The 19210-nt window shown below is 61.1% G+C and carries 18 protein-coding genes; 9 read left to right on the forward strand and 9 right to left on the reverse strand.

All coding sequences use genetic code 11. The annotated features are described in order from the left end of the window. Window position 1: 1 nt before the first annotated feature. The 5 genes from PQQ52_RS15225 to PQQ52_RS15245 all read left to right on the forward strand — a co-directional run bounded on the left by PQQ52_RS15225 (window position 2) and on the right by PQQ52_RS15245 (window position 5710). A complete protein-coding gene (locus PQQ52_RS15225; protein ID WP_408212537.1) occupies window positions 2-577 on the forward strand; it encodes a glycerol-3-phosphate responsive antiterminator in 576 nt (191 codons plus the stop codon). Between the two features lie 25 nt (window positions 578-602). Beyond that, window positions 603-911 (forward strand): putative quinol monooxygenase, encoded by a 309-nt coding sequence (locus PQQ52_RS15230; RefSeq protein WP_408212540.1) that lies wholly within the window; start codon window positions 603-605, stop codon window positions 909-911. Next, complete coding sequence (locus PQQ52_RS15235; protein ID WP_408212821.1) at window positions 911-2071, forward strand: iron-containing alcohol dehydrogenase; 1161 nt, start codon at window positions 911-913, stop codon at window positions 2069-2071. The genes PQQ52_RS15230 and PQQ52_RS15235 overlap by 1 nt, the downstream gene beginning before the upstream one ends. A gap of 267 nt (window positions 2072-2338) precedes the next feature. Continuing rightward, window positions 2339-4351: a collagen-like triple helix repeat-containing protein gene (locus PQQ52_RS15240; RefSeq protein ID WP_408212543.1), complete on the forward strand. Its 2013-nt coding sequence runs from the start codon at window positions 2339-2341 to the stop codon at window positions 4349-4351. 90 nt (window positions 4352-4441) lie between these two features. Beyond that, the gene (locus PQQ52_RS15245) at window positions 4442-5710 is read left to right on the forward strand and encodes an isoprenylcysteine carboxylmethyltransferase family protein (RefSeq protein WP_408212546.1); all 1269 of its coding nucleotides are present in this window, start codon (window positions 4442-4444) and stop codon (window positions 5708-5710) included. A gap of 219 nt (window positions 5711-5929) precedes the next feature. Here PQQ52_RS15245 and PQQ52_RS15250 read toward each other — a convergent pair whose 3' ends face one another. After that, window positions 5930-6808, reverse strand: a complete 879-nt coding sequence (locus PQQ52_RS15250; protein WP_408212549.1) for an EAL domain-containing protein — start codon at window positions 6806-6808, stop codon at window positions 5930-5932. A 427-nt stretch (window positions 6809-7235) separates the two neighbouring features. Here PQQ52_RS15250 and PQQ52_RS15255 point away from each other — a divergent pair, with 427 nt between their 5' ends. Next, on the forward strand, window positions 7236-7514 hold the full coding sequence (locus PQQ52_RS15255; RefSeq protein ID WP_408212552.1) for a transposase: 279 nt from the start codon (window positions 7236-7238) through the stop codon (window positions 7512-7514). A gap of 99 nt (window positions 7515-7613) precedes the next feature. On the opposite strand, the gene PQQ52_RS15260 is transcribed toward PQQ52_RS15255, so the two are convergent. The 8 genes from PQQ52_RS15260 to PQQ52_RS15295 form a co-directional block, all read right to left on the reverse strand. Continuing rightward, window positions 7614-8033, reverse strand: a complete 420-nt coding sequence (locus PQQ52_RS15260) for a histidine kinase (protein ID WP_408212555.1) — start codon at window positions 8031-8033, stop codon at window positions 7614-7616. A 71-nt stretch (window positions 8034-8104) separates the two neighbouring features. Next, window positions 8105-8860 carry a COG4705 family protein gene (locus PQQ52_RS15265; protein WP_408212824.1) on the reverse strand — a complete coding sequence of 252 codons (756 nt, stop codon included), beginning with the start codon at window positions 8858-8860 and terminating at the stop codon, window positions 8105-8107. Between the two features lie 387 nt (window positions 8861-9247). Continuing rightward, window positions 9248-10375 (reverse strand): porin, encoded by a 1128-nt coding sequence (locus PQQ52_RS15270; RefSeq protein WP_408212558.1) that lies wholly within the window; start codon window positions 10373-10375, stop codon window positions 9248-9250. A gap of 179 nt (window positions 10376-10554) precedes the next feature. After that, a complete protein-coding gene (locus tag PQQ52_RS15275) occupies window positions 10555-11253 on the reverse strand; it encodes a response regulator (RefSeq protein ID WP_408212561.1) in 699 nt (232 codons plus the stop codon). A 25-nt stretch (window positions 11254-11278) separates the two neighbouring features. Then, on the reverse strand, window positions 11279-12661 hold the full coding sequence (locus tag PQQ52_RS15280) for a sensor histidine kinase (protein ID WP_408212564.1): 1383 nt from the start codon (window positions 12659-12661) through the stop codon (window positions 11279-11281). 64 nt (window positions 12662-12725) lie between these two features. After that, window positions 12726-13766, reverse strand: coding sequence for an ABC transporter substrate-binding protein (locus tag PQQ52_RS15285; RefSeq protein WP_408212567.1), 1041 nt, complete (start codon window positions 13764-13766; stop codon window positions 12726-12728). A 166-nt stretch (window positions 13767-13932) separates the two neighbouring features. Next, window positions 13933-15327, reverse strand: coding sequence for a sensor histidine kinase (locus PQQ52_RS15290; RefSeq protein WP_408212569.1), 1395 nt, complete (start codon window positions 15325-15327; stop codon window positions 13933-13935). After that, window positions 15317-15994: a response regulator gene (locus PQQ52_RS15295; protein WP_408212571.1), complete on the reverse strand. Its 678-nt coding sequence runs from the start codon at window positions 15992-15994 to the stop codon at window positions 15317-15319. Before PQQ52_RS15295 ends, PQQ52_RS15290 begins: the two co-directional genes overlap by 11 nt. A gap of 277 nt (window positions 15995-16271) precedes the next feature. Between PQQ52_RS15295 and PQQ52_RS15300 the strand changes: the two genes are divergently transcribed. The 3 genes from PQQ52_RS15300 to PQQ52_RS15310 are packed head-to-tail and all read left to right on the forward strand — an operon-like array spanning window position 16272 to window position 19019. Beyond that, complete coding sequence (locus tag PQQ52_RS15300) at window positions 16272-17291, forward strand: ABC transporter substrate-binding protein (RefSeq protein WP_408212573.1); 1020 nt, start codon at window positions 16272-16274, stop codon at window positions 17289-17291. 53 nt (window positions 17292-17344) lie between these two features. Continuing rightward, window positions 17345-18139: an ABC transporter ATP-binding protein gene (locus PQQ52_RS15305; protein ID WP_325043752.1), complete on the forward strand. Its 795-nt coding sequence runs from the start codon at window positions 17345-17347 to the stop codon at window positions 18137-18139. Between the two features lie 16 nt (window positions 18140-18155). Then, a complete protein-coding gene (locus tag PQQ52_RS15310; RefSeq protein WP_408212576.1) occupies window positions 18156-19019 on the forward strand; it encodes an ABC transporter permease in 864 nt (287 codons plus the stop codon). The last annotated feature ends 191 nt before the right edge of the window (window positions 19020-19210 follow it).

The following is a 19210-nucleotide window of genomic DNA, read 5'->3' on the forward strand; positions in this document are numbered from 1 at the left end:
CATGGATAAGTCACTCGGGGCGCGCCTCACGCGCCACCCGGTCATTGCGACGCTGTACGGCATCGAGCAGATCGACATCTTTCTGAAAAGCGCCGCTGAAATCTCGATCGTCGCGAATGTCGAATTGCGCAAACTGCACCCGGTGGTCGCGGCGCTGACGAAGGCCGGCAAATATGTCATCGTCAATATCGACAGCTGCGATGGGCTTTCGCAGGACAAAGGCGGCGTGGAGTATCTGGCGGACATTGGCGTCACCAGCCTCGTCTCGACCCGGGTGGCCACTATCCAGCGCGGCAATCGGGCCGGTCTCGTCACGATGCAGAAAGTGTTCGTGACGGACCGCTCGACCTGGCCGCGCAGCATGAAGGCACTGGAGCAAAGCGATCCGAATCTGGTACAACTGATGCCTGCGCCAATGCTCTCGCATCTGGCCGCGCAAGACCGCAAGGCTTTGCCGCCGATCGTCACCTCGGGCTTCGTCTGCAACAAGGGCGACGTGTTCGACGCGTTGAAGAACGGCGCCGTCGCGGTATCCACCAGCGACAGCGAATTGTGGAATCTGGATCCTGAACGTTGAAGGTCCCATCTTGTTGGAGTAGCCGATGGCTAATGCTTACCTGCAGGTGATCGCACATTATTTCGCCAAACCCGGCAACGGCGATGCGATCGTGAAGCCCCTCACGGAACTCGCTGCGGCGACCCGCGCTGAACCCGGGAATCTCTACTACGAATTCTTCCGCTCGCCGCTCGACGCTGACCACTTCGTGATTCTGGAGAAGTACAGCGACGCCGATGGCCTCACCGCGCATCGCGATACGCCGCACTTCCAAAGCCTCGGCTTCGGCACGATCATTCCGCTGCTTGACCGGCGCGAAGTCACGAGCCACATGGTGTCTGGGGACGCTCAATGATGAACGCATTCCGGTTTCAAACCGTGCCGACCATGGTCGTCGAGTTCGGCGCGGCGCGCCGTCTCGGCGCTTTGTTGCGCGCGCAATTTCCGTCGCTCACACGACTGTGCGTGGTGACGGATGGTTTTCTTCATAAGAGTGGGCTGCTGAATCCCGCGCTCGCCGATCTCGCGGCGCACGGCTGGACCGCCGCCGTCATCGACGACGTGATCGCCGATCCGCCCGAGCACATCGTGCTCGAAGCGACGTCGTGGGCACGCGAGGCCGGTGCGGAGATTGTGCTGGGACTCGGCGGCGGTTCGTCGATGGACGTGGCGAAGCTGATCGCCGTGCTCGCTCCGCAACAGGAGCAGGCACTCAGCGAGATGTACGGCGTGAACAAGGTCACGGTGTCGCGCTTGCCGCTCGTGCAGATGCCCACCACCGCGGGCACCGGCTCCGAAGTCACGGCCGTGTCGATCGTGACGGTGGGCGAGGCGAAGAAGATGGGCGTGGTCGCGCCGCAACTAGTCGCCGATCTGGCGATTCTCGACGCGGAACTCACGCTCGGGCTGCCTACTGCCGCAACGGCGGCAACCGGCGTCGACGCAATGGTTCATGCGATCGAGGCGTACACATCCGCGCATCTGAAAAACCCGGTGTCCGACATGCTGGCGGTGAAGGCGCTCGAACTCCTGTCGCGCAATCTATTGCCCGCGTGCGAGAACGGCCAGAACCGCACGGCGCGCGAAGCGATGCTGCTCGGCGCGGCATTCGCCGGCCAGGCGTTCGCCAATTCGCCGGTGGCCGCGGTACATGCGCTCGCCTATCCGATCGGCGGCATTTATCACGTCCCGCACGGTCTTTCGAATGCGCTCGTGCTGCCGCACGTGTTGCGGTTCAATGCTGAGGCAGCGGCGCATCTGTACGCGGAGCTCGCGGAGGTGATCGTGCCGGGCATCGCGGGCAGCGCCGAAAGCAAAACGCTGGCGTTGATCGAGCGGCTCGAACAGATGATCGCCGCGACGGCCATTCCGGCCCGGTTGCGCGATGTCGGCATTGAACGTAGCGGGCTCGAACGGATGGCGAGCGACGCGATGTTGCAAACACGGCTTCTGGTGAATAACCCCCGGCCCGTTACCGAGGCCGACGCGTTGGCGATCTATACCGCTGCGTTTTAATCAGCGTGAGGCGTGAGTGAGTGTGCGGGTCGCTGCGGTGTTTCGCGGCGGCTCCGCGCCGTTACTGCCACAGCGCGCGTTACGTAACACCCGCGCGGAACACGGCATAGCCATTTTCGGCAGAATGGCGTTTTTGACGCCATAAATTTTTAATGTCTTAGTTTTTTTAAACACATATGCGTCGAAATATCGAGATGGCGCTATAACTCGCATTTGGCGTGCAACTTGCAGCGTTGACCCCACCAATAGTCGTTCAACGGGGACATCATGCAAAATTTCGCTGGTCGGACAGCCATCGCTGTTGCGACGTCTACATTACTCGCGCTTTACGGTTGCGGATCCAGTCTCAATACCCCCGGTAGCGGACTTGGTGGGGGCGGGCTCAGTGGGACTTCCGGGACTTCCGGAGCCATAGGGACTTCCGGGACGTCTGGGACTTCGGGCGGTAGCTCGGGGACTTCCGGGACGTCTGGGACTTCGGGCGGTAGCTCGGGGACTTCCGGGACGTCGGGCGGTAGTTCGGGTACTTCCGGTACGTCCGGCGGTAGCTCGGGTACTTCGGGTACTTCGGGTACTTCGGGTACTTCGGGTACTTCGGGTACTTCGGGTACCTCGGGTACTTCGGGTACCTCGGGTACCTCGGGCACCTCGTCGGGTACTTCAGGCACCTCAGGTACTTCGGGCACTTCGGGCACCTCAGGTACTTCGGGCACTTCGGGCACTTCGGGTACTTCGGGTACTTCGGGTACTTCGGGTACTTCGGGTACTTCGGGTACTTCGGGTACTTCGGGTACTTCGGGTACTTCGGGTACTTCGGGTACTTCGGGCACCTCGGGCACCTCCGGTACGTCGGGTACTTCGGGCACCTCCGGTACGTCGGGTACTTCGGGCACCTCGGGCACCTCGGGTACTTCGGGCACCTCCGGTACTTCGGGTACTTCGGGTACTTCGGGTACTTCGGGTACTTCGGGTACGTCAGGCACTTCAGGTACGTCAGGCACCTCCTCCACCCCGATCGGCAACGTCGTTACTCAAGGCGGCAACCTCATCACGGCCGTCGGCACGACCGTCGCCGATACGGGCTCGAAGATCACCGGCACGTCGGTGCCGGGCCTCAACGGCGCAACGACGGCCGATCTCGGTACCGCGATCACCGACCTCGGCAACGGCGTCAAGGTCCTGGGCAACGGTACCGCCGCTGGTCTGGGCACCCTGGGCAGTTCGACCAATCCGCTTGGACCGACCCTGACCTCCACGTCGGGTGTCGTCTCCGACGCCGGCGCCGCCGTCAAGGCAGTTGGCGGTGTGGTGTCGAGCCTCGGCAGCGGGCCGCTTGCACCGCTCGCGCCTGTGACGACGACTTTGGGCAGTGTCGTTGGCGGCGTGGGCAGCGGCGTCATCGCCGTGGGCTCGGGATTGAACAAGGTCCTCACCAGCGGGCCGGTCCAGCAACTTGAGACGCAACTCAGCACGGCGATCAACCCGATCACCACCACCGTCTCGAACACGACGCAAACAATCGGCAACGCCACTGGTTTGGGTGCGCCGCTCAACGGCCTGCTCAGCACGATCGGCAACGGACTCGACGCGGCCGGGCTGAAAGTATCGGGCGCGACCGGCGATCAGGTGGGCAAAGACATCGGTGGAGTGGTCAGTCAGTTGGGCAAGACCGTCACCAGCACCGGTGGACTGTTCACCGGCGCGACCACCAATCCGCTCGGTCCGATCACGGGCCTGCTCGGGCCGCTCGGCGGCCTCGGCGGCACGGGCACCGGTCCCATCACCATCCCGCCGCTGACCGGATTGCTCGGCAATCTCGGATCGCTCGGCGGCACAGGCAGCAGCGGGAACCCACTCGCACCAATCACCGGACTGCTCGGCAACCTGGGTTCACTCGGCGGCACGGGCGGCTCCAGCGGCAACCCGCTCGCACCGATCACCGGACTGCTCGGTAATCTGGGTTCGCTCGGCGGCACCTCCGGCGCCGGCGGTCCGCTTGCGCCGGTCACCGGTCTTGTCACTACGCTGACTTCGACGCTGGGCGGCGCAGCAGGCCAAGGCTCACCGCTCGCGCCGGTCACGGGTCTTCTCAGCACGGTGACCTCGACTGTTGGCGGCGCGGGCGGCAAGACCTCACCGCTCGCACCGGTCACGGGCCTAGTGACGGGTCTGACCGGCGGTGCGGGCAGCAGCAGCGGTTCGACCGGCACGAATAGTTTGCTGGCGCCGGTGACGAACCTTGTCGGCGGCCTGCTTGGCGGGGTTACCGGCAGCAAATAAGGCAGGCGAATCAGCAGTACTTCGGCACAGCGGCCGGGCCAAAAAAATCAACAGCCCGGCCGCCTTCAATGTCATGAATACGAGGATGACATGAATTCCACCTTCGATACCGTAGCGCACGTGCAAGACATGCGTCCGCGTTCGGCAACGCCATTTTCGGTCGGTCTGCTCGGCATCACCGCCGGTCTTGTCACGCTCTGGCTGCTGCGCAACAGCACCACGCTGGACGGCGCGGCCCGCAGCACCGCGGCCAGTCTCGCGATCATCGCGACCATCGCCGCCTACGAACTATTCGTCGCGCGCGTCTATCTGCGCCCGAGCGCGGGTCTTGCCAGCAGCGCGGTGCGGCCGCTGAGCGTCGCGCGCGTCGGTTTGCGCCTCGCCGCACTGGTGTCTGTGTATGCGGGCATCGGCCTGCTCTACTGGTTGTTGCCCGAGTATCACGGGGCGTTCTACAAGCCGTTCTGGTCGCTGATCAACACGCTCGCGCCCTATGTGATCGTCGCGGCGCCGTTCTACTTTATGTGGATGGACCGGCATCAGCGCGAAGTCGACGACGCGTATCTGCTGTGGGCACGTCTGCTGTTTCGCGGCGAGCGTCCCGCGAATTGGCGACCCGTTCGGGAAATGCTGGCCGGCTGGATGGTGAAGGCATTCTTCCTTCCGCTGATGATCGTTTATCTCTCGACCAACGCGGACCATCTCACTGCCTCACTGAACACCGCGCTGGACGTACCCTTTTCTCTTGCGACGTTCAGGTTCATGTACGACCTCTCGTTCGCCATGGATCTGATGTTCGGCACGGTCGGCTACCTGTGCACGCTGCGCATACTCGACAGCCATGTGCGCAGCGCCGAGCCGACCACGCTCGGCTGGCTGGTCGCACTGATCTGTTATCAGCCGTTCTGGTCGTTGATCTCGAACCAGTACATTCATTACGAAGGCTCGATGTTCTGGGACAACTGGCTCATTTCATTCCCAGTTATCCGCGTGGTTTGGGGCACGGTGATCGTCGCGTTGCTGTTGTGCTACGCGCTCTCCACGATCTCATTCGGCCTGCGGTTTTCGAACCTGACCAATCGCGGCATCATCACCTCCGGTCCCTACCGCTTCACCAAGCATCCCGCCTATATCGCGAAGAATCTTTCGTACTGGATGATCGCGGTGCCGTTCATCGAACCGTTAGGATGGCGGCTAGCAATCACGCACTGCGCCGCACTCGCGGCCGTGAACCTGCTGTATTTCCTGCGCGCCAAAACCGAAGAACGGCATCTGATGAACGATCCCGAATATCGCGCCTACGCGGAATGGATCGCGAAGAATGGGCTATTCGCCAGAATCACACGTATGTTTGAATAAGGCGTTTACGCGCCAATACGACAGAGAACGTATTTTGCAGCGCACCATCCATTAAAAGACATCGCCACGATGATTGGATTTTTTTGACCACCGGTAATCAGTTGCCGGTGGAAACAGGCAATGGCTTCAGTGGCGTAAAGGCATGATTTTCGGCGAGCAGCGGAAGGCTCGCCTCAACGGTATCGCGCCCAAGACGTTACGTAACGTCTTGGGGCTTCGTCACGGCGCGTTGCGTAGCGTAAGGACGTTGGCCAACCCAGCCTTCGGGCGTGAGAACATAAAGCCTTGCGCCAACACGTCTGGCCATGAGCTCAGCCATTGCAACTGTGCTTTGGTCTCCACGCCGTTCACCACGACCTGGACATCAAGCGCACGGAGCAGATCCAGTAACGCCGACACCACCACGCAGGCACGAGGATCACGCGGAACCGAGGCCATCAGTTCCGGCGCCATCGTAACGGTGTCCACGTCGAGTGCGCCGAGTTGTGCGAGGGAGGACGCGCCATTACCCCATTTGCCCAGCGAGATGCCGGCGCCCGCGGACCGGAGGCCCGCAGTCAGGGTACGCAGAGACAGGAGACGTGCCGCGTCGATGCTCTCGGGCACTTCGATTTCAAGCAGGTTGGCCGGCACGCCATACGAGCGTGCGATGCGTATCAGATCGTCGGCGAACGATTCGAGCACGGCGACCGGCGCCGGCACCGTGATCGAGACCGGCAGCAGCGTTATCTTCGAAGAGAGGCAGTCGCGCAATTCACGGCACACGCCGTCGATGACGAACAAGGCCATCTCCAGCGCGACCTGCGGGTGCTCGAGCGGCATCATGAAAATGCCCGGGAGCAACAGCCCGTAGTCAGGATGTGTCCAGCGGACCTGCGCTTCGAGGCGCGCCAGCGCGCCGCTTGCCGCGCGGTAGGCACCTTGAAACACGAGATGAAATTCGCCCGCGCGCAGACCTTCGCTGACGCGGCCTTCGAGTTCGTTCAGTGCCATAGGATCGTCGCGCGAGTCGACCCAATCAGTCTGTTCAGCACAAGCGGTCCGCGTGCCGAACGTAGTTGCGAGCGATCCGGGCTTTTCATAATCGAGCGTTAGCATGACGTAGGCGCAAATTTTTAACCTGGCTAACGTACGCACATGTCGTGCCAAGCGGCACGCTCTTTACGCAACGCAACAGCGACCATGACCGAGAAACCGCACTGGGCAATGGTCTACGGAGATGCGATCGGACCTCTCAAGGCGCAATACCTGTCGTCATACGATTGTATGAATCGCGAATGTTACGTAGCATTTCAAATCGACGTTACGGTACGTCGCGCGCAGTGGATTGATTACCACACGTCACTCCTTGCACACTGATAAACTGCGACATACATTACGAATAAGATCGCTATACAACAAGCGGCGAATTAACGTGCCGCACTGCAACAATAAAATTTGACCGAGAAAAAAAGATTTACTAGTATCGGCACGAACGCAGCATGCAACGACTGCGCATTTCCCACACAGTCTTTCAAGGCCGCCGATGCTTCAGATTCCTCTCACCGATTCCGATTGGGCTCGCGTCCAGAGCCTCTTTCCAGTGGTCTCGTCTGGCCGCGGGCGACCCCGTCGCAGCGATCGCGAGATACTCAACGCGATACTCTGGGTGATGCAAACAAAAGAAAAGTGGCACAGGCTGCCGGCAACTTTTCCGCCGCAACAGACTTGCTATCTTCGGTATATGACATGGAAAAGATCGGGCGTTCTGGATCAAGTGAATGAGCGCCTGCCTCTGTGCACTCCCGAGCTTTCAATCTGCTGACTCCGCAGCCATCATTGTTTCGCATACCATATCGATTTAGAAGCGATCCATTCTTCGATGGATCGCTTCTCTGTGTGTTCGCCCTCGCCTGACGGCGTGTCAGACCTTGCCGTTCATCCGATCCATCACAGCAAGTAGATCGGCGAGCGATTGCTTACATTCCGCCGCATTCGGCCTGCTGGCGCGCAACGCGCTCAGCGAACGGTCGATCGCTTTGTCGACGGTGTGCCAGTCCGCTGCGGCGCGAGGCTTCAAAGAGGGCTCAGCGTCGTCCCATGCGAGTTCCAGATCTTTGATGCGCGCCTTACCGCCCGCGAGGTCGCCCTTGTCGACCAATACCGCGGTATCGGTCGCGATTTTGCGGAACGGCGACAGGTCGCCGAGCTTCGACGCCTTGACGGGTTCCGCCGCCTCTACCGATGGAAAGCCAATCCTGCCCGCCTCGCGATGCCCGAAGCTGATAGCGGAGATAGCGATGAACGAAGCGATGACGGCTTTGCTGAGGGTGCGCTGAGTCATGAATGTTTCCTCCGTTTGATCCGAAATGGGATTGAAAGGACTACGTGTACGGCTGCGCAAGCGAGGCACGCTCAAGATTCACGTGCCGTGGCAGCACGCAGAGACCGTTGCTCGACCGCACTCGCGAAGATGACCAGCACGACGATTGCACCGAGGAATAGCACGCTCGTATTGATTGTGCCGAGGCCAATACCGCCGTATGCACGGGACTGTGAAAGCAGATCGCCAAATGAGGCGCCCAACGGCCGCGTCAGAATGTAGGCAAGCCAGAAAGTCAGCACTGGATTCACGCCGACGTAATAGACAGCACTCACCAATGCGATCAGCGCGCTGAATGCCACGACGCCGATCATGAAGCCGAGCCCCAACGCTTCTGTCGCAAGATCGCCGGCCGCGGTACCCAGCGCGAATGTGAACAACACCGCAGCCCAGTAGAAAAGCTCCCGTCGCGTCGTGTAGATGGTGTGAATCGACAACGTGCGCTCGCTGCGATACCAGAGTGCGAACACCACTGCCAGCGCGAGGGCGAACACAATCGTGCTGACATAAAGACTGATGCCGAGCTTGTCGGTCAGTGCATCCGTAATCTGCGTGCCGACTACGCTGACCAGTACCACCGTCAGCCAGTAAATCCACGGCACGTACTTGCGCATGCGAAGCTGCACGACCAATGCGGTAATCAACAAGGCGAGCATCATCCCGCCGGTGAGGGCGGTGCCGAGCCCAACGTGCACGGCCAGATAGTCCGCGCCGGTTTCGCCGACCGTGGTCGCCATGATCTTGATCGCCCAGAAAACGAGTGTTGCCTCGGGCACTTTGTTGCGCATCTCAGCAACACGATAAGTCGAGGTCTCTAGCAAGCGGGTTCTCCCATGAATAGGCGTTTAATTCGACGCGGCGAGCAAGCGTGCTCGCGCTCACTCCATGCGGCGAATATGCAACGGGGAACCTTATGAAGACCTTACGGAAGATGCCGATAGGCAGAATGACGCACGCATCTTTCTGTCGGGAGATTGGATGTCGATTCAGACAATCGGTCAAGCGCCGCACAAGCACCGTCCTCAACCGTCTTGCCGCCGCCCAGCTGCGAGATCATGCTGGTGAAACAAAAAAAACGCCGTGTGCATGCTCAATGCTCACGGCGTTATGACCACCAGTCTTCAGCAGCGCCCCAATCTAGCCGCGCGCCACCTCGCCAGCTTTCAAACCGGCACTTAGAAACGCGTGCGAATACCCGTCGTCAACTCCAACTGATTCTTCGCGCCGTACGTCGTCGCCACAACGTAGCCATGGTGCAGCTTCATATAGTCGCCGGCCACATAGAGCTCGGTGCGCTTGGACAGGTGATAGAACATCGAGGCGTACAAGGTTTCCTTGTAGCCGCTGCCGGTGCCCGTATCCGGATCGAAACTCAGGTTGGCATTGGCAATGCTGCCGCTGGTGTCGAATGCGGCATTCGTCGTGTGCATCTGCTGATAGCCGAGTTCGTAGTCGAGCGGGCCCTTCGGCGCGAGCTTGAACGACACGGTCCACGCATTGTCGCGGCGTTGGCCCAACGCACCCTGATCGCCGGTGTAGTGGAAATAGCCGGCATTCACGCGGAAGATGCTGTACGTGTAATTGCCGCCCACCGAGTAGGCCTTATTGGTGAAGCCGTTATTGTTGACGTGGTTGTAGAACGACGACAGGTTAAACGGACCGCCGTTGTAACCGAGGGCGGCGGTATACGTGGCGTTGTTGCCGAAGCTCGTCTTGTTGCCGAACGCATAACCCGCCGACGCGAAAATGCCGTTATTCCACAGCTTCTTCCAGACGAGACCATTCTCGTAACGGGTGCCGGTTGCGCTGCCCGCGTAAAAAATCAGCTGCTTGAAGTTGTTGGTGTTGGTCCAGCCGCCTTCTTCGGTGGTCAGCTGCGCACTGGTGTACGGGTCGCCGTAGATCGCAGCCGCGTCACGCGCAACCGTGTTCTGGAAACCGGCGGTGAACTTACCAAAGGTGTCGCTCTCCACGCCCACCCATGCATCGCGGTCGAATATCTGGCCCGGGTCTTCCATCGCGCCGTCGCTTACGCGGTACTCGGCTTCCAACTTGAAAATCGCCTTCAGGCCGCCACCCAGGTCTTCCGCACCCTTCATACCGAAACGGCTGCCGCTGAACCACGGCTCGCCGTTGATGCCCATTGAAACCACGTGCTTGCCATCAGCGTTCGCGTTGGTCTGATAAGACACCGCGCTCAGATCAATCAAGCCATAAAGCTGTACGTTCGATTGCGCGTGAGCGCTTCCCATCGCCAATGCACCGGTGCTCGCCACCAGCAACAAGCTGCTTTTTTTTACCATCGTCCCCTCCGATCCTGCTGCGTTGAAATGATCTGATATCCGCTTGAGTAGCAGAACAAAGGATAGTCAGACCAACCCTTCACGCCTCTTTCGCGGAAGTGCAGGAAACGTCGGTGAAAACACTAAACACAACGGTGTTGACAATGGTCGAGCGAGCGATTCAAAACTGCGCCACGGTGTTACAACGCCTCGGCAAACGCTTCGCGCGACACTTCTTCGCGCAGAATGTAGCCGAGCCCGCGCAAGGTCATGATCTTCGCGCTGGAGCACGCAAGGTGCTTGCGCAGGCGGTGAATGTAGATGTCGATGGCATCGGCGCTGGGTTCGTCGTCGAGCGTGAAGACCTTGTCCATCAGCGTGGCCTTCGAGACCGTCTTACCCTGCTTCAGCATCAACGTTTCGAGGATCGCGTGTTCGCGCCGCCGTAACGGCAAGGGCTCGTTTTGTAGTACGAATTCGCGGGAATCGAATAGGTAACGCAGATCGCCGCAGTCGATCGACTGGCCTTTGTCGCCGGCCGCCTGGCGGCGGATCAACGCCTTGATGCGCGCCACCAGCTCACGTGCATCGAAGGGTTTGACGACGTAGTCGTCGGCGCCGGCCGAGAAGCAGGCCACTTTGTCGTCGGTCGAGCCGTTGGCAGTGAGCATCAGCACGGGCACGTTGTCGCGTTTGCGGCGCAGACGCGCCAGCACGTCCTTGCCGCCAATGCCCGGCAGCCGCAGATCGAGCAGCACCGCGTCGTAGCACTGCAAGCCGAGCAGCGTCTCCGCCCGCTCGCCGTCCTGCGCCCAGTCAATCACGAAATTCTCGACCTGCATCAGGTTCATCACCCAGCGCGCGAGGTCAGCGTCGTCTTCAACCAGCAGCAGTTTCATCGGTTTCCCCTGAAGTGGCAGCGTATCAAACCGCTGCCGACCATATTCGCATCTCGACAGTGACAACCAGGCCGACACCATTCTCCCCCGGCTCGAGCGTAACCGTGCCGCCTTGCCGGTAGGCGATCTCGCGCACGATCGGCAAACCGAGACCGGTTCCGTCGGCATGACTCGACGCGCGATAGAAACGCTCGAACACGCGCGTCCTCGCCTCGGCTTTGATACCCGGACCATTATCGATCACACGTACGATCGCCTTGTCATTGTCGCGCCGCGTGTGCACGGTGACGCGGCCACCGGGTTGCGTATAGCGCAGCGCGTTGTCGACGAGATTAGTCACGAGCGCCGCGGTCAATGCCTCGTCTCCGGTCACGTACAGGCCGTCTTCCAGTTCCGCGCCCAGATCGATTTCACGCGACTGCGCAAATGCAATCAGCTCCTCCAGCACGCCCGCGATCAACGCGCTCAGATCGACTCGTTCGCGCGCATGGGATAGCGCTGCGGACTCGGCCTGAGCGAGCAGCAACAGTTTGTTGGTCAAGGTGGTCAGCTTGCGGCTGCTTTTATGCATGCCGGCCAGCGCTTCGGTGAGCGGCACGTCCCGATTCTCGCGTTGCCGCGCGAACTGGATCTGCGCAACCAGCAGCGCGAGCGGCGTGCGCAACTGATGCGCCGCGTCTGAGATGAATTGCCGCTGGGTCGCGGCCTGCTGCCCCATGCGTGCGATGCACTGGTTGATCGCTTCGACGATCGGCCGCAATTCGACATGCAGGCGCGCCACGCGTATCGGTTCGAGTTGTGACGCGTTACGATCGGCGACGTCGTCTTTCACCTTCATCAGCGGCCGCAATTCGAAGGTCAGCCCGAGATAGACGAACACCATGGCGAGCACGAGCGTAAGCACTTCACCGAACAATTGCGGACGCAACAGGCGCCACACCATGGCATCGCGCGAACCTTCCGTTTTCGCGACTACCACGACGACTTCTTCGGTGCGGCCCGAGTCGTAGAGCTGGCGCACATAAGCGGCCGCACGCACGGCACGGCCGTCGTCAAGATGGGTGGCGTAAAGCATGGGGACGTCGCTCGCGCCGCGCGGCACCGGCAACTCGAGATTGCCGGCCAGCAGGCGGTGGCCGCTCGCTTCGACGCGATAGTACACATTGTCCTGTTCCGGCGACTCGAACAACTCCAGTGCGGCCGGCGGAATCTGGATCGACACGTTGCCGTTATCCCAGTCGATGTCCTCGCCAATGATGCGCATCGACGATAGCAACGCGTTGTCCTGAACCAGGTCGGCCGTGGTCTGCGCGTTGCGATACGAAATCATGCCGGAAATGGAAACGAACGCCGCCAGTGGCAGCAAAAGCCACCACAGCAAGCGTCCGCGCAAACTGCCTGAAAACACGATTCGTTGTTCCTCTCTTCCGGATGCCGGCGCACCTCATCGCGATGACGCACCAGCCTCCATCTTACGGCTTCACTTCATTGACAAACTGATTGGTGAAAGTACGCGACAGATCGATGTGCCGGTCCTTTACCGAAGGATTGAAGCCCGCGAGCACTTTCAGCACCGTTTCCGGACCGTCGGCGGGCATCTTGCCGTCGGCCGTGTACATGGGCAGCGAAGCCTTCAATGCGCTGATATAGAGCGCCTTGTCGCTGCCAAGATAGTCTTTCGGCATTTGCGCGGCGATGTCTTCAGCGCTGTGCGTATGCATATATTGCAGCGTCTTCACGAAGGCGCGCGCGAGTTTGGCCGCTTCCTGCGGGTGCGTGTCGAGCCACGCGCTTTGCACGTACAGGCTCGAAGCCGGATACGTGCCGCCGAGTGCGGCGCGCGTGCCTTCCAGTGTGCGCATATCCACCAGCACCTTGGCGTCGCCGGTCTTCAGCAACTGCGAAACCGTCGGCTCAGTGGTCATGCCCGCGTCGATGCGGCTCTGCTTGATGGCGGCGATAAAGCTGTTGTCCGCACCGACCGGCAGCACCGTGTATTGCGAGCTCGGCACACCCTTGAGGTTCGCCAGGTACTGCGTCAGAAAATTGGTCGACGAGCCGAGCCCGGTCACGCCAAGCGTTTTGCCCTTCACGTCAGCCATGCTTTTGATCGTATCGGCCTGCTTCGTCGCCACCATCTCCACTTCGCCGGGCACCTGGCCGAACACCACGATCGCCTTCACTTCTTTGCCCTTGGCCTGCAGGTCGATCGAATGATCGTAGAAACCCACCACCGCCTGCACGCTGCCCGCGAGCAGTTCGTTCTCCGCATCGACACCCGCCGGTTGCGACAGCAGTTCGACGTCGAGGCCTTCGGCCTTGAAGTAACCAAGCTGTTCAGTCAGACGCGCGGGCAGATAGATGAGCTTGGTAATCCCGCCCACCATGATGACGACCTTCTCCGGCGCAGCGGCCTGCGCGGGCGCCGTCGATTGGACGATCAGAAAAAGCGAAAGCGAAGCCGCGGCAGCGGCACGGACGGCGCGCGAAAGGCGCGTCAAAACAGGGTTCATTGTGGATGTCTCCGTTATATTCCGCGTGCGCGGTAGGCGTTTGGTGGATTGCCTGCCAAAAATTCTAGGGGCGCGAATCCTTCCCGAAGCTTTCGCCACGCGTTTCTAGTCCCGATCGAGGGTTTGTCCCGACTCCCTTTGAAGCCCCCGATTCAAAGCGGTTGATTTAACCGGGCTGAGATCCTTCCGCGGCCGCACGCGGAAACGAGACGTTCACGTGCACGCCCTTGCCGGACTCGCCTGGCTTGAGGATGATCTCTCCGTGATGCGCGTCCGCGATTTCGCGCACGATGGCGAGGCCCAGCCCCGTTCCTTCCGTGTCTGCCGACACCCGGAAAAACGGTTCGAACACGCGATTGCGCGACTCGGCCGGAATGCCAGGGCCGTCGTCCAGCACCGACACGGCGACCCGATCGGCGTGGGCGCTGACTGCGACCGTGACGTGGCCGCCACTGCCGGTATAGCGAATCGCGTTCTCCGCGAGGTTGGAGATCAACGCCTGAAGCAGGCCGCGATGCCCTGCCACCGGCGCAGGACCGTTCAGCTCCGCGCCGAGATCGATGTCCCGGGCCTGCGCGAGCAGCGCCAGATCTTCGACCACTTCCATGGCCAGCGGCACCAGATCCACCGTTTCCACCGCCAGTTGCTGGCTGTCGGCGGCCTCGGCCTGCGCGAGCAACAACAGCTTGTTAGTGAGCCCGACCATTGAACGGTTGCTGCGGTGCATCGCGGCGAGCGCTTCATCGAGCGCGGGATTCAGGCCGTCCTGCTGGCGCGCGAACTGCAACTGCGTGCCCAGCAGCGTCAGTGGCGTGCGCAACTGGTGCGCGGCGTCGGCGATAAAACGCCGTTGTGCGGCCACCTGCACGCCCAGGCGCGCGATACATTGATTAATCGCTTCGACGATAGGCCGCAACTCGGTATGCAGGCGCTCGACGCGAATCGGCTCGAGTTGCATGGGGTCGCGGTCGGCGACGTCTTCCTTCACTTTCATCAGCGGCCGCAATTCGAAAGTGAGTCCGATGCAAACCAGCGCGACCGCCAATACGATCATCTCGATCTGCCGCACGAGCTGCGGCTGCCACAATTGCTGCGCCATCGCGTCGCGCGAGCGCACTGTCTTGCCCACTGTGACCCGCACGCGGCGCGTCGCACCATTGTCGTACATCAGGCGCACGAGTCCGACCGCGCGCACGGGCTGACCGTGGAGTTCGGCGTTGTAGTGATCGGCCGTGTCGGGCGAGAGCGGCGCGCGCTGCGGAAAATCCGGTGTACCCGCCAGCAGGCGGCCATCGTCGACGCGCACGCTGTAGAACACCTGGTCACGATACGGCGACACAAACACTTCAAGCGCGGCGGGCGGCACATCCACGCGCAGAAATCCGTCCACCCATTCCACTTCACCGGCAATCATTCGCGCCGACGAGATCAGCTGGTTGTCCTGCACCAGATCCGCCGTGCGCCGCGCGTTGTCGTACTCCGCCTTACCGGTGACGAACACGTACAACGCGAGCGGCACCAGCAGCCACCACAGCAGGCGCATGCGCAGGCTATTGGTCATCTTCTTTCTTGCGCAGCAGGTAACCCAGCCCACGCAACGTGACGATCGCGGCCGAACTGCCGTCGAGCTTTTTGCGCAGCCGCGAAATGTAGATTTCGACCGCGTCTTCGCTCGGTTCGTCCGAGAGCGTGAAAATCGCGTCGACTAACGCGGGCTTCGTCACCGTCTTGCCCAAACGCAGGATCAGCGTTTCGAGCACCGAGCGCTCGCGCGGCGTGACGTTCAGCGGCGCGCCTTTCAGCGTGAACTGGCGCGTGTCGATGTCGAACGCGAGATCGCCGCACAGCACCTCACTCGATTTCGACGGCGACTGGCGCCGGATCGCGACCTTGATCCGCGCAATCAGCTCTCGCACTTCAAAAGGCTTGACCAGGTAGTCGTCCGCGCCGGCGCCGAGCAATTCCACTTTTTCGTCGATCGAACCGCTCGCCGTGAGGATCAGCACCGGCGTGGCATCACCGCGTTGCCGCAAACGGCGCAGCACGTTCTTGCCCGACAGCTTCGGCAGATTCAGGTCGAGCAGGATCACATCGTAGTGATTGGTGCGCAGCAGGCGGTCGGCGGCGTCGCCGTCCTGCACGGCGTCGAGCGCGAACGCCTCCTGCTCCAGCATCTTCGCGAGCCAGTGCGCCAGCGTGGGATTGTCTTCGATGAGCAGCAGCTTCATGGCGGGGACGGCGAATTAAATGAGCGGCAAAAGTCAGGACGCCGATTGTGCCGTAAAACAAGGGCTTTGCGCGCGTTCGGAGCGGTTTGCGCAACACGTCGCGGGGCGTTTGCCGCGAGGTTGCACCCAGGTTGCGCCAAAGTCTCGGGTTAACACCCATGATTTACGGGCAGCCCCGAAAGCTGCCAGAAGGTTTCCGATTTCTATAATCGCCGTCATTCACCCAGAAAGCGCCGCATCCGCACATAGCGGCGACCAAACCAAAGGAGACTGCTTCATGCGTACCTTGCGCCAGATTGCCGCTGTGTCAGGTGTTGCGTTCACCCTTGCCGCCGCTTCGGCCGCGGCTCATGCCGAGAAGCTGACGATCATGGTCGGCGGCGCCACCAAGATCATCTATCTGCCGGCCAAGCTCACGGAGCAGCTCGGCTACTTCAAGGACGAAGGTCTCGACGTCGAAATCCTCTCGCAACCGGCCGGCGTGGACGCGGAAAACGAACTGCTCGCGGGCGCGGTGCAAGGCGTGGTGGGCTTCTACGATCACACCATCGATCTGCAGAGCAAGGGCAAGGAAGTCCAGGCGCTGGTGATTTTCGGCCAGGTGCCGGGTGAAGTGGAAATGGTCTCCACCAAGGCTGCCGATACATTCAAGAGCATGGCCGACTCGAAGGGCAAGACGCTCGGCGTGACCGGCCTCGGCTCGTCGACCAGCTTCCTCACGCAATATCTCGCGCAACGCGCGGGCGTGCCGTCAACGCAATACACGCTGCTGCCGGTTGGCGCGGACAACAGTTTTATCGCCGCCATCAAGCAGAGCCGCATCGACGCGGGCATGACCACTGAGCCGACGGTTTCGCAGTTGCTGAAGACCGGCGACGCCAAGGTGCTGGTGGATATGCGCACGCTGGAAGGCACGCGCGTCGCACTCGGCGGCACGTATCCGGCTTCGAGCTTCTACGTGCAGCGCGCATGGGCCGAGTCGCATAAGGACGACGCCACGAAACTCGCGCACGCGTTCGCGAAGACGCTGAACTTCATCGCGACGCATAGCGCGGAAGAGATCGCCGCGAAGATGCCGAAGGACTACTACGGCAACAACAAGGACCTGTACGTCGGCGCGCTGAAGGCATCGCTGCCGATGTTCACGAAGGACGGCAAGATGCCCGCCGACGGCCCGGACACCGTCCTGAAGGTCCTGTCGGCGTTCAATCCTTCGGTGAAGGGTAAGCATATCGATCTCGCCAAGACCTACTCCAACGACTACCTGTCGGCAGCGGTCAAGACCGCGGCGAAGTAACGCGCTCGACGTAACGCCCTATCACCATCAAGAGAACTGCGAGGCACCAGCCGATGAATCAACCCATGTCACGCGATACGCCCGCCATCGAGCTGCGCAACGTATCGTGCCGTTTCATCTCTCCGGACGGCAAAGCGACGATCGCGTTGCGCGACTTCAGCATGTCGGTGGCGCGCGGCGAATTCGTCGCCGTTGTCGGGCCGACGGGTTGCGGCAAGTCCACCACGCTCAGCATGATCACCGGCTTGCTGAAGCCCACCACCGGCGAAGTGCGCGTGATGGGCGCGCCGGTGGACGGCATCGATCCGCGTATCGGCTTCGTGTTTCAGGCAGACGCCGTGTTTCCGTGGCGTTCGGTGCTCGATAACGTCGCCGCCGGCCCGCTGTATCGCGGCCGCTCGAAATCCGCCGCGTACGACGAAGCCAACGAATGGCTGCGCCGCGTCGGTCTCGACAAGTTCGGCAAGCACTATCCGCATCAACTGTCCGGCGGTATGAGAAAACGCGTGGCGCTCGCGCAAACCTTCATCAACAAGCCGGAAATTCTGCTGATGGACGAGCCCTTCTCGGCGCTCGACATGCAAACCCGCACCCTCATGCAGGACGAACTGCTGCAACTGTGGGGCGGCGCCGGCTCAGTGGTGTTCGTCACGCACGATCTGGAAGAAGCGATTGCGCTCGCCGATCGCGTGTTCGTGCTGACGGCGCGCCCGGCAACGCTGAAGAAAGTGTACGAAATCGATCTGCCGCGTCCGCGCGTCACGTCCGAGGTTCGCTACGACCCACGCTTTATAGAAATCTCGCGCGACATCTGGCACGACCTGCGCGAAGAAGTGCAGATCGGTTAATCAAGGAATGGCAAACATGTCTACTACCCCTCAACAGACGATGCCTTCGGGTATCGATCCCGCGACGCTCGCACAAGTCGAACGTGTTGCGCAAAAACGCATTCGGCAACGCCATGCGCTGGTGATCACGCTGCGCATTGTCGTGCTGGTGGTTGTGCTCGGCGGGTGGGAATTGTCCGCGCGCCTGAAGTGGATCGATCCGTTCTTCTTCTCGATGCCGAGTGCGATCTTCGATCAGATCATCGACTGGTTCGTGAACGGCACGTCGCAAGGCCCGCTGCTCACCCAGGTTTGGGTCACGCTGGAAGAAACCGGTCTCGGCTTCATCATCGGTTCAGTGGCGGGTGTGTTCTGCGGCATCGTGCTCGGCCGCAACAAGCTGCTGTCTGATGTATTCAGCCTGTACATCAAGATCGCCAATTCGATTCCGCGCGTGGTGCTCGGCTCGATCTTCGTGATTTCGCTCGGTCTTGGCATGGCTTCCAAGGTGGCGCTGGCGGTCGTGATGGTGTTCTTCGTCGTGTTCGCCAATGCGTTCCAGGGCGTGCGTGAAGCGGATCGTTACATGATTGCGAATGCGCAGATTCTGGGCGCGTCGCGCCGTCAGGTGACGACCTCGGTGGTGATTCCGTCGGCGTTGAGCTGGATTCTTGCCAGCTTGCACGTGAGCTTCGGCTTTGCGCTGGTCGGCGCGGTGGTGGGCGAATTCCTCGGCTCCAAGCAAGGTATCGGTCTGTTGATCTCCACTGCGCAAGGCGCGTTTAACGCAAGCGGCGTATTCGCGGCCATGATTGTGTTGGCGGTGGTCGCACTGGCTGCAGACTATCTGCTGACCGCGATCGAACAGCGATTGTTGAAATGGCGGCCGGCAGCGGTTTGAGTTAGCCGTCAGGTTGTATAGGAACAAGGGCGCCAGCGGCGCCCTTTTTTTGTTTCGCTTCGCCCTCATTCAGCATAGCTGCTTAATGCTTGAATTGCTTGAATTGCTTGAATTCCCCCGCAGCAGGACCGTCTTCTTCCCGACGGATCGAGGCGACCACTCTGCCCGCATCCGTTGGTCAAAACATGACA

The sequence above is a fragment of the Paraburkholderia sediminicola genome (assembly GCF_046030555.1).
Taxonomy (GTDB): Bacteria; Pseudomonadota; Gammaproteobacteria; order Burkholderiales; family Burkholderiaceae; genus Paraburkholderia; species Paraburkholderia sediminicola_E.

Bases quoted from the DNA above. Each gene is read 5' to 3' on its own strand.
- PQQ52_RS15275 (WP_408212561.1), bottom strand. From the start codon at position 11,253: ATGAAACTGCTGCTGGTTGAAGACGACGCTGACCTCGCGCGCTGGGTG.
- PQQ52_RS15265 (WP_408212824.1), bottom strand. From the start codon at position 8,860: ATGCGCAACAAAGTGCCCGAGGCAACACTCGTTTTCTGGGCGATCAAG.
- PQQ52_RS15225 (WP_408212537.1), top strand. From the start codon at position 2: ATGGATAAGTCACTCGGGGCGCGCCTCACGCGCCACCCGGTCATTGCG.
- PQQ52_RS15305 (WP_325043752.1), top strand. From the start codon at position 17,345: ATGAATCAACCCATGTCACGCGATACGCCCGCCATCGAGCTGCGCAAC.
- PQQ52_RS15255 (WP_408212552.1), top strand. From the start codon at position 7,236: ATGCTTCAGATTCCTCTCACCGATTCCGATTGGGCTCGCGTCCAGAGC.
- PQQ52_RS15230 (WP_408212540.1), top strand. From the start codon at position 603: ATGGCTAATGCTTACCTGCAGGTGATCGCACATTATTTCGCCAAACCC.
- PQQ52_RS15250 (WP_408212549.1), bottom strand. From the start codon at position 6,808: ATGCTAACGCTCGATTATGAAAAGCCCGGATCGCTCGCAACTACGTTC.
- PQQ52_RS15310 (WP_408212576.1), top strand. From the start codon at position 18,156: ATGTCTACTACCCCTCAACAGACGATGCCTTCGGGTATCGATCCCGCG.
- PQQ52_RS15300 (WP_408212573.1), top strand. From the start codon at position 16,272: ATGCGTACCTTGCGCCAGATTGCCGCTGTGTCAGGTGTTGCGTTCACC.
- PQQ52_RS15270 (WP_408212558.1), bottom strand. From the start codon at position 10,375: ATGGTAAAAAAAAGCAGCTTGTTGCTGGTGGCGAGCACCGGTGCATTG.
- PQQ52_RS15290 (WP_408212569.1), bottom strand. From the start codon at position 15,327: ATGACCAATAGCCTGCGCATGCGCCTGCTGTGGTGGCTGCTGGTGCCG.
- PQQ52_RS15295 (WP_408212571.1), bottom strand. From the start codon at position 15,994: ATGAAGCTGCTGCTCATCGAAGACAATCCCACGCTGGCGCACTGGCTC.
- PQQ52_RS15245 (WP_408212546.1), top strand. From the start codon at position 4,442: ATGAATTCCACCTTCGATACCGTAGCGCACGTGCAAGACATGCGTCCG.
- PQQ52_RS15260 (WP_408212555.1), bottom strand. From the start codon at position 8,033: ATGACTCAGCGCACCCTCAGCAAAGCCGTCATCGCTTCGTTCATCGCT.
- PQQ52_RS15285 (WP_408212567.1), bottom strand. From the start codon at position 13,766: ATGAACCCTGTTTTGACGCGCCTTTCGCGCGCCGTCCGTGCCGCTGCC.
- PQQ52_RS15235 (WP_408212821.1), top strand. From the start codon at position 911: ATGAACGCATTCCGGTTTCAAACCGTGCCGACCATGGTCGTCGAGTTC.
- PQQ52_RS15240 (WP_408212543.1), top strand. From the start codon at position 2,339: ATGCAAAATTTCGCTGGTCGGACAGCCATCGCTGTTGCGACGTCTACA.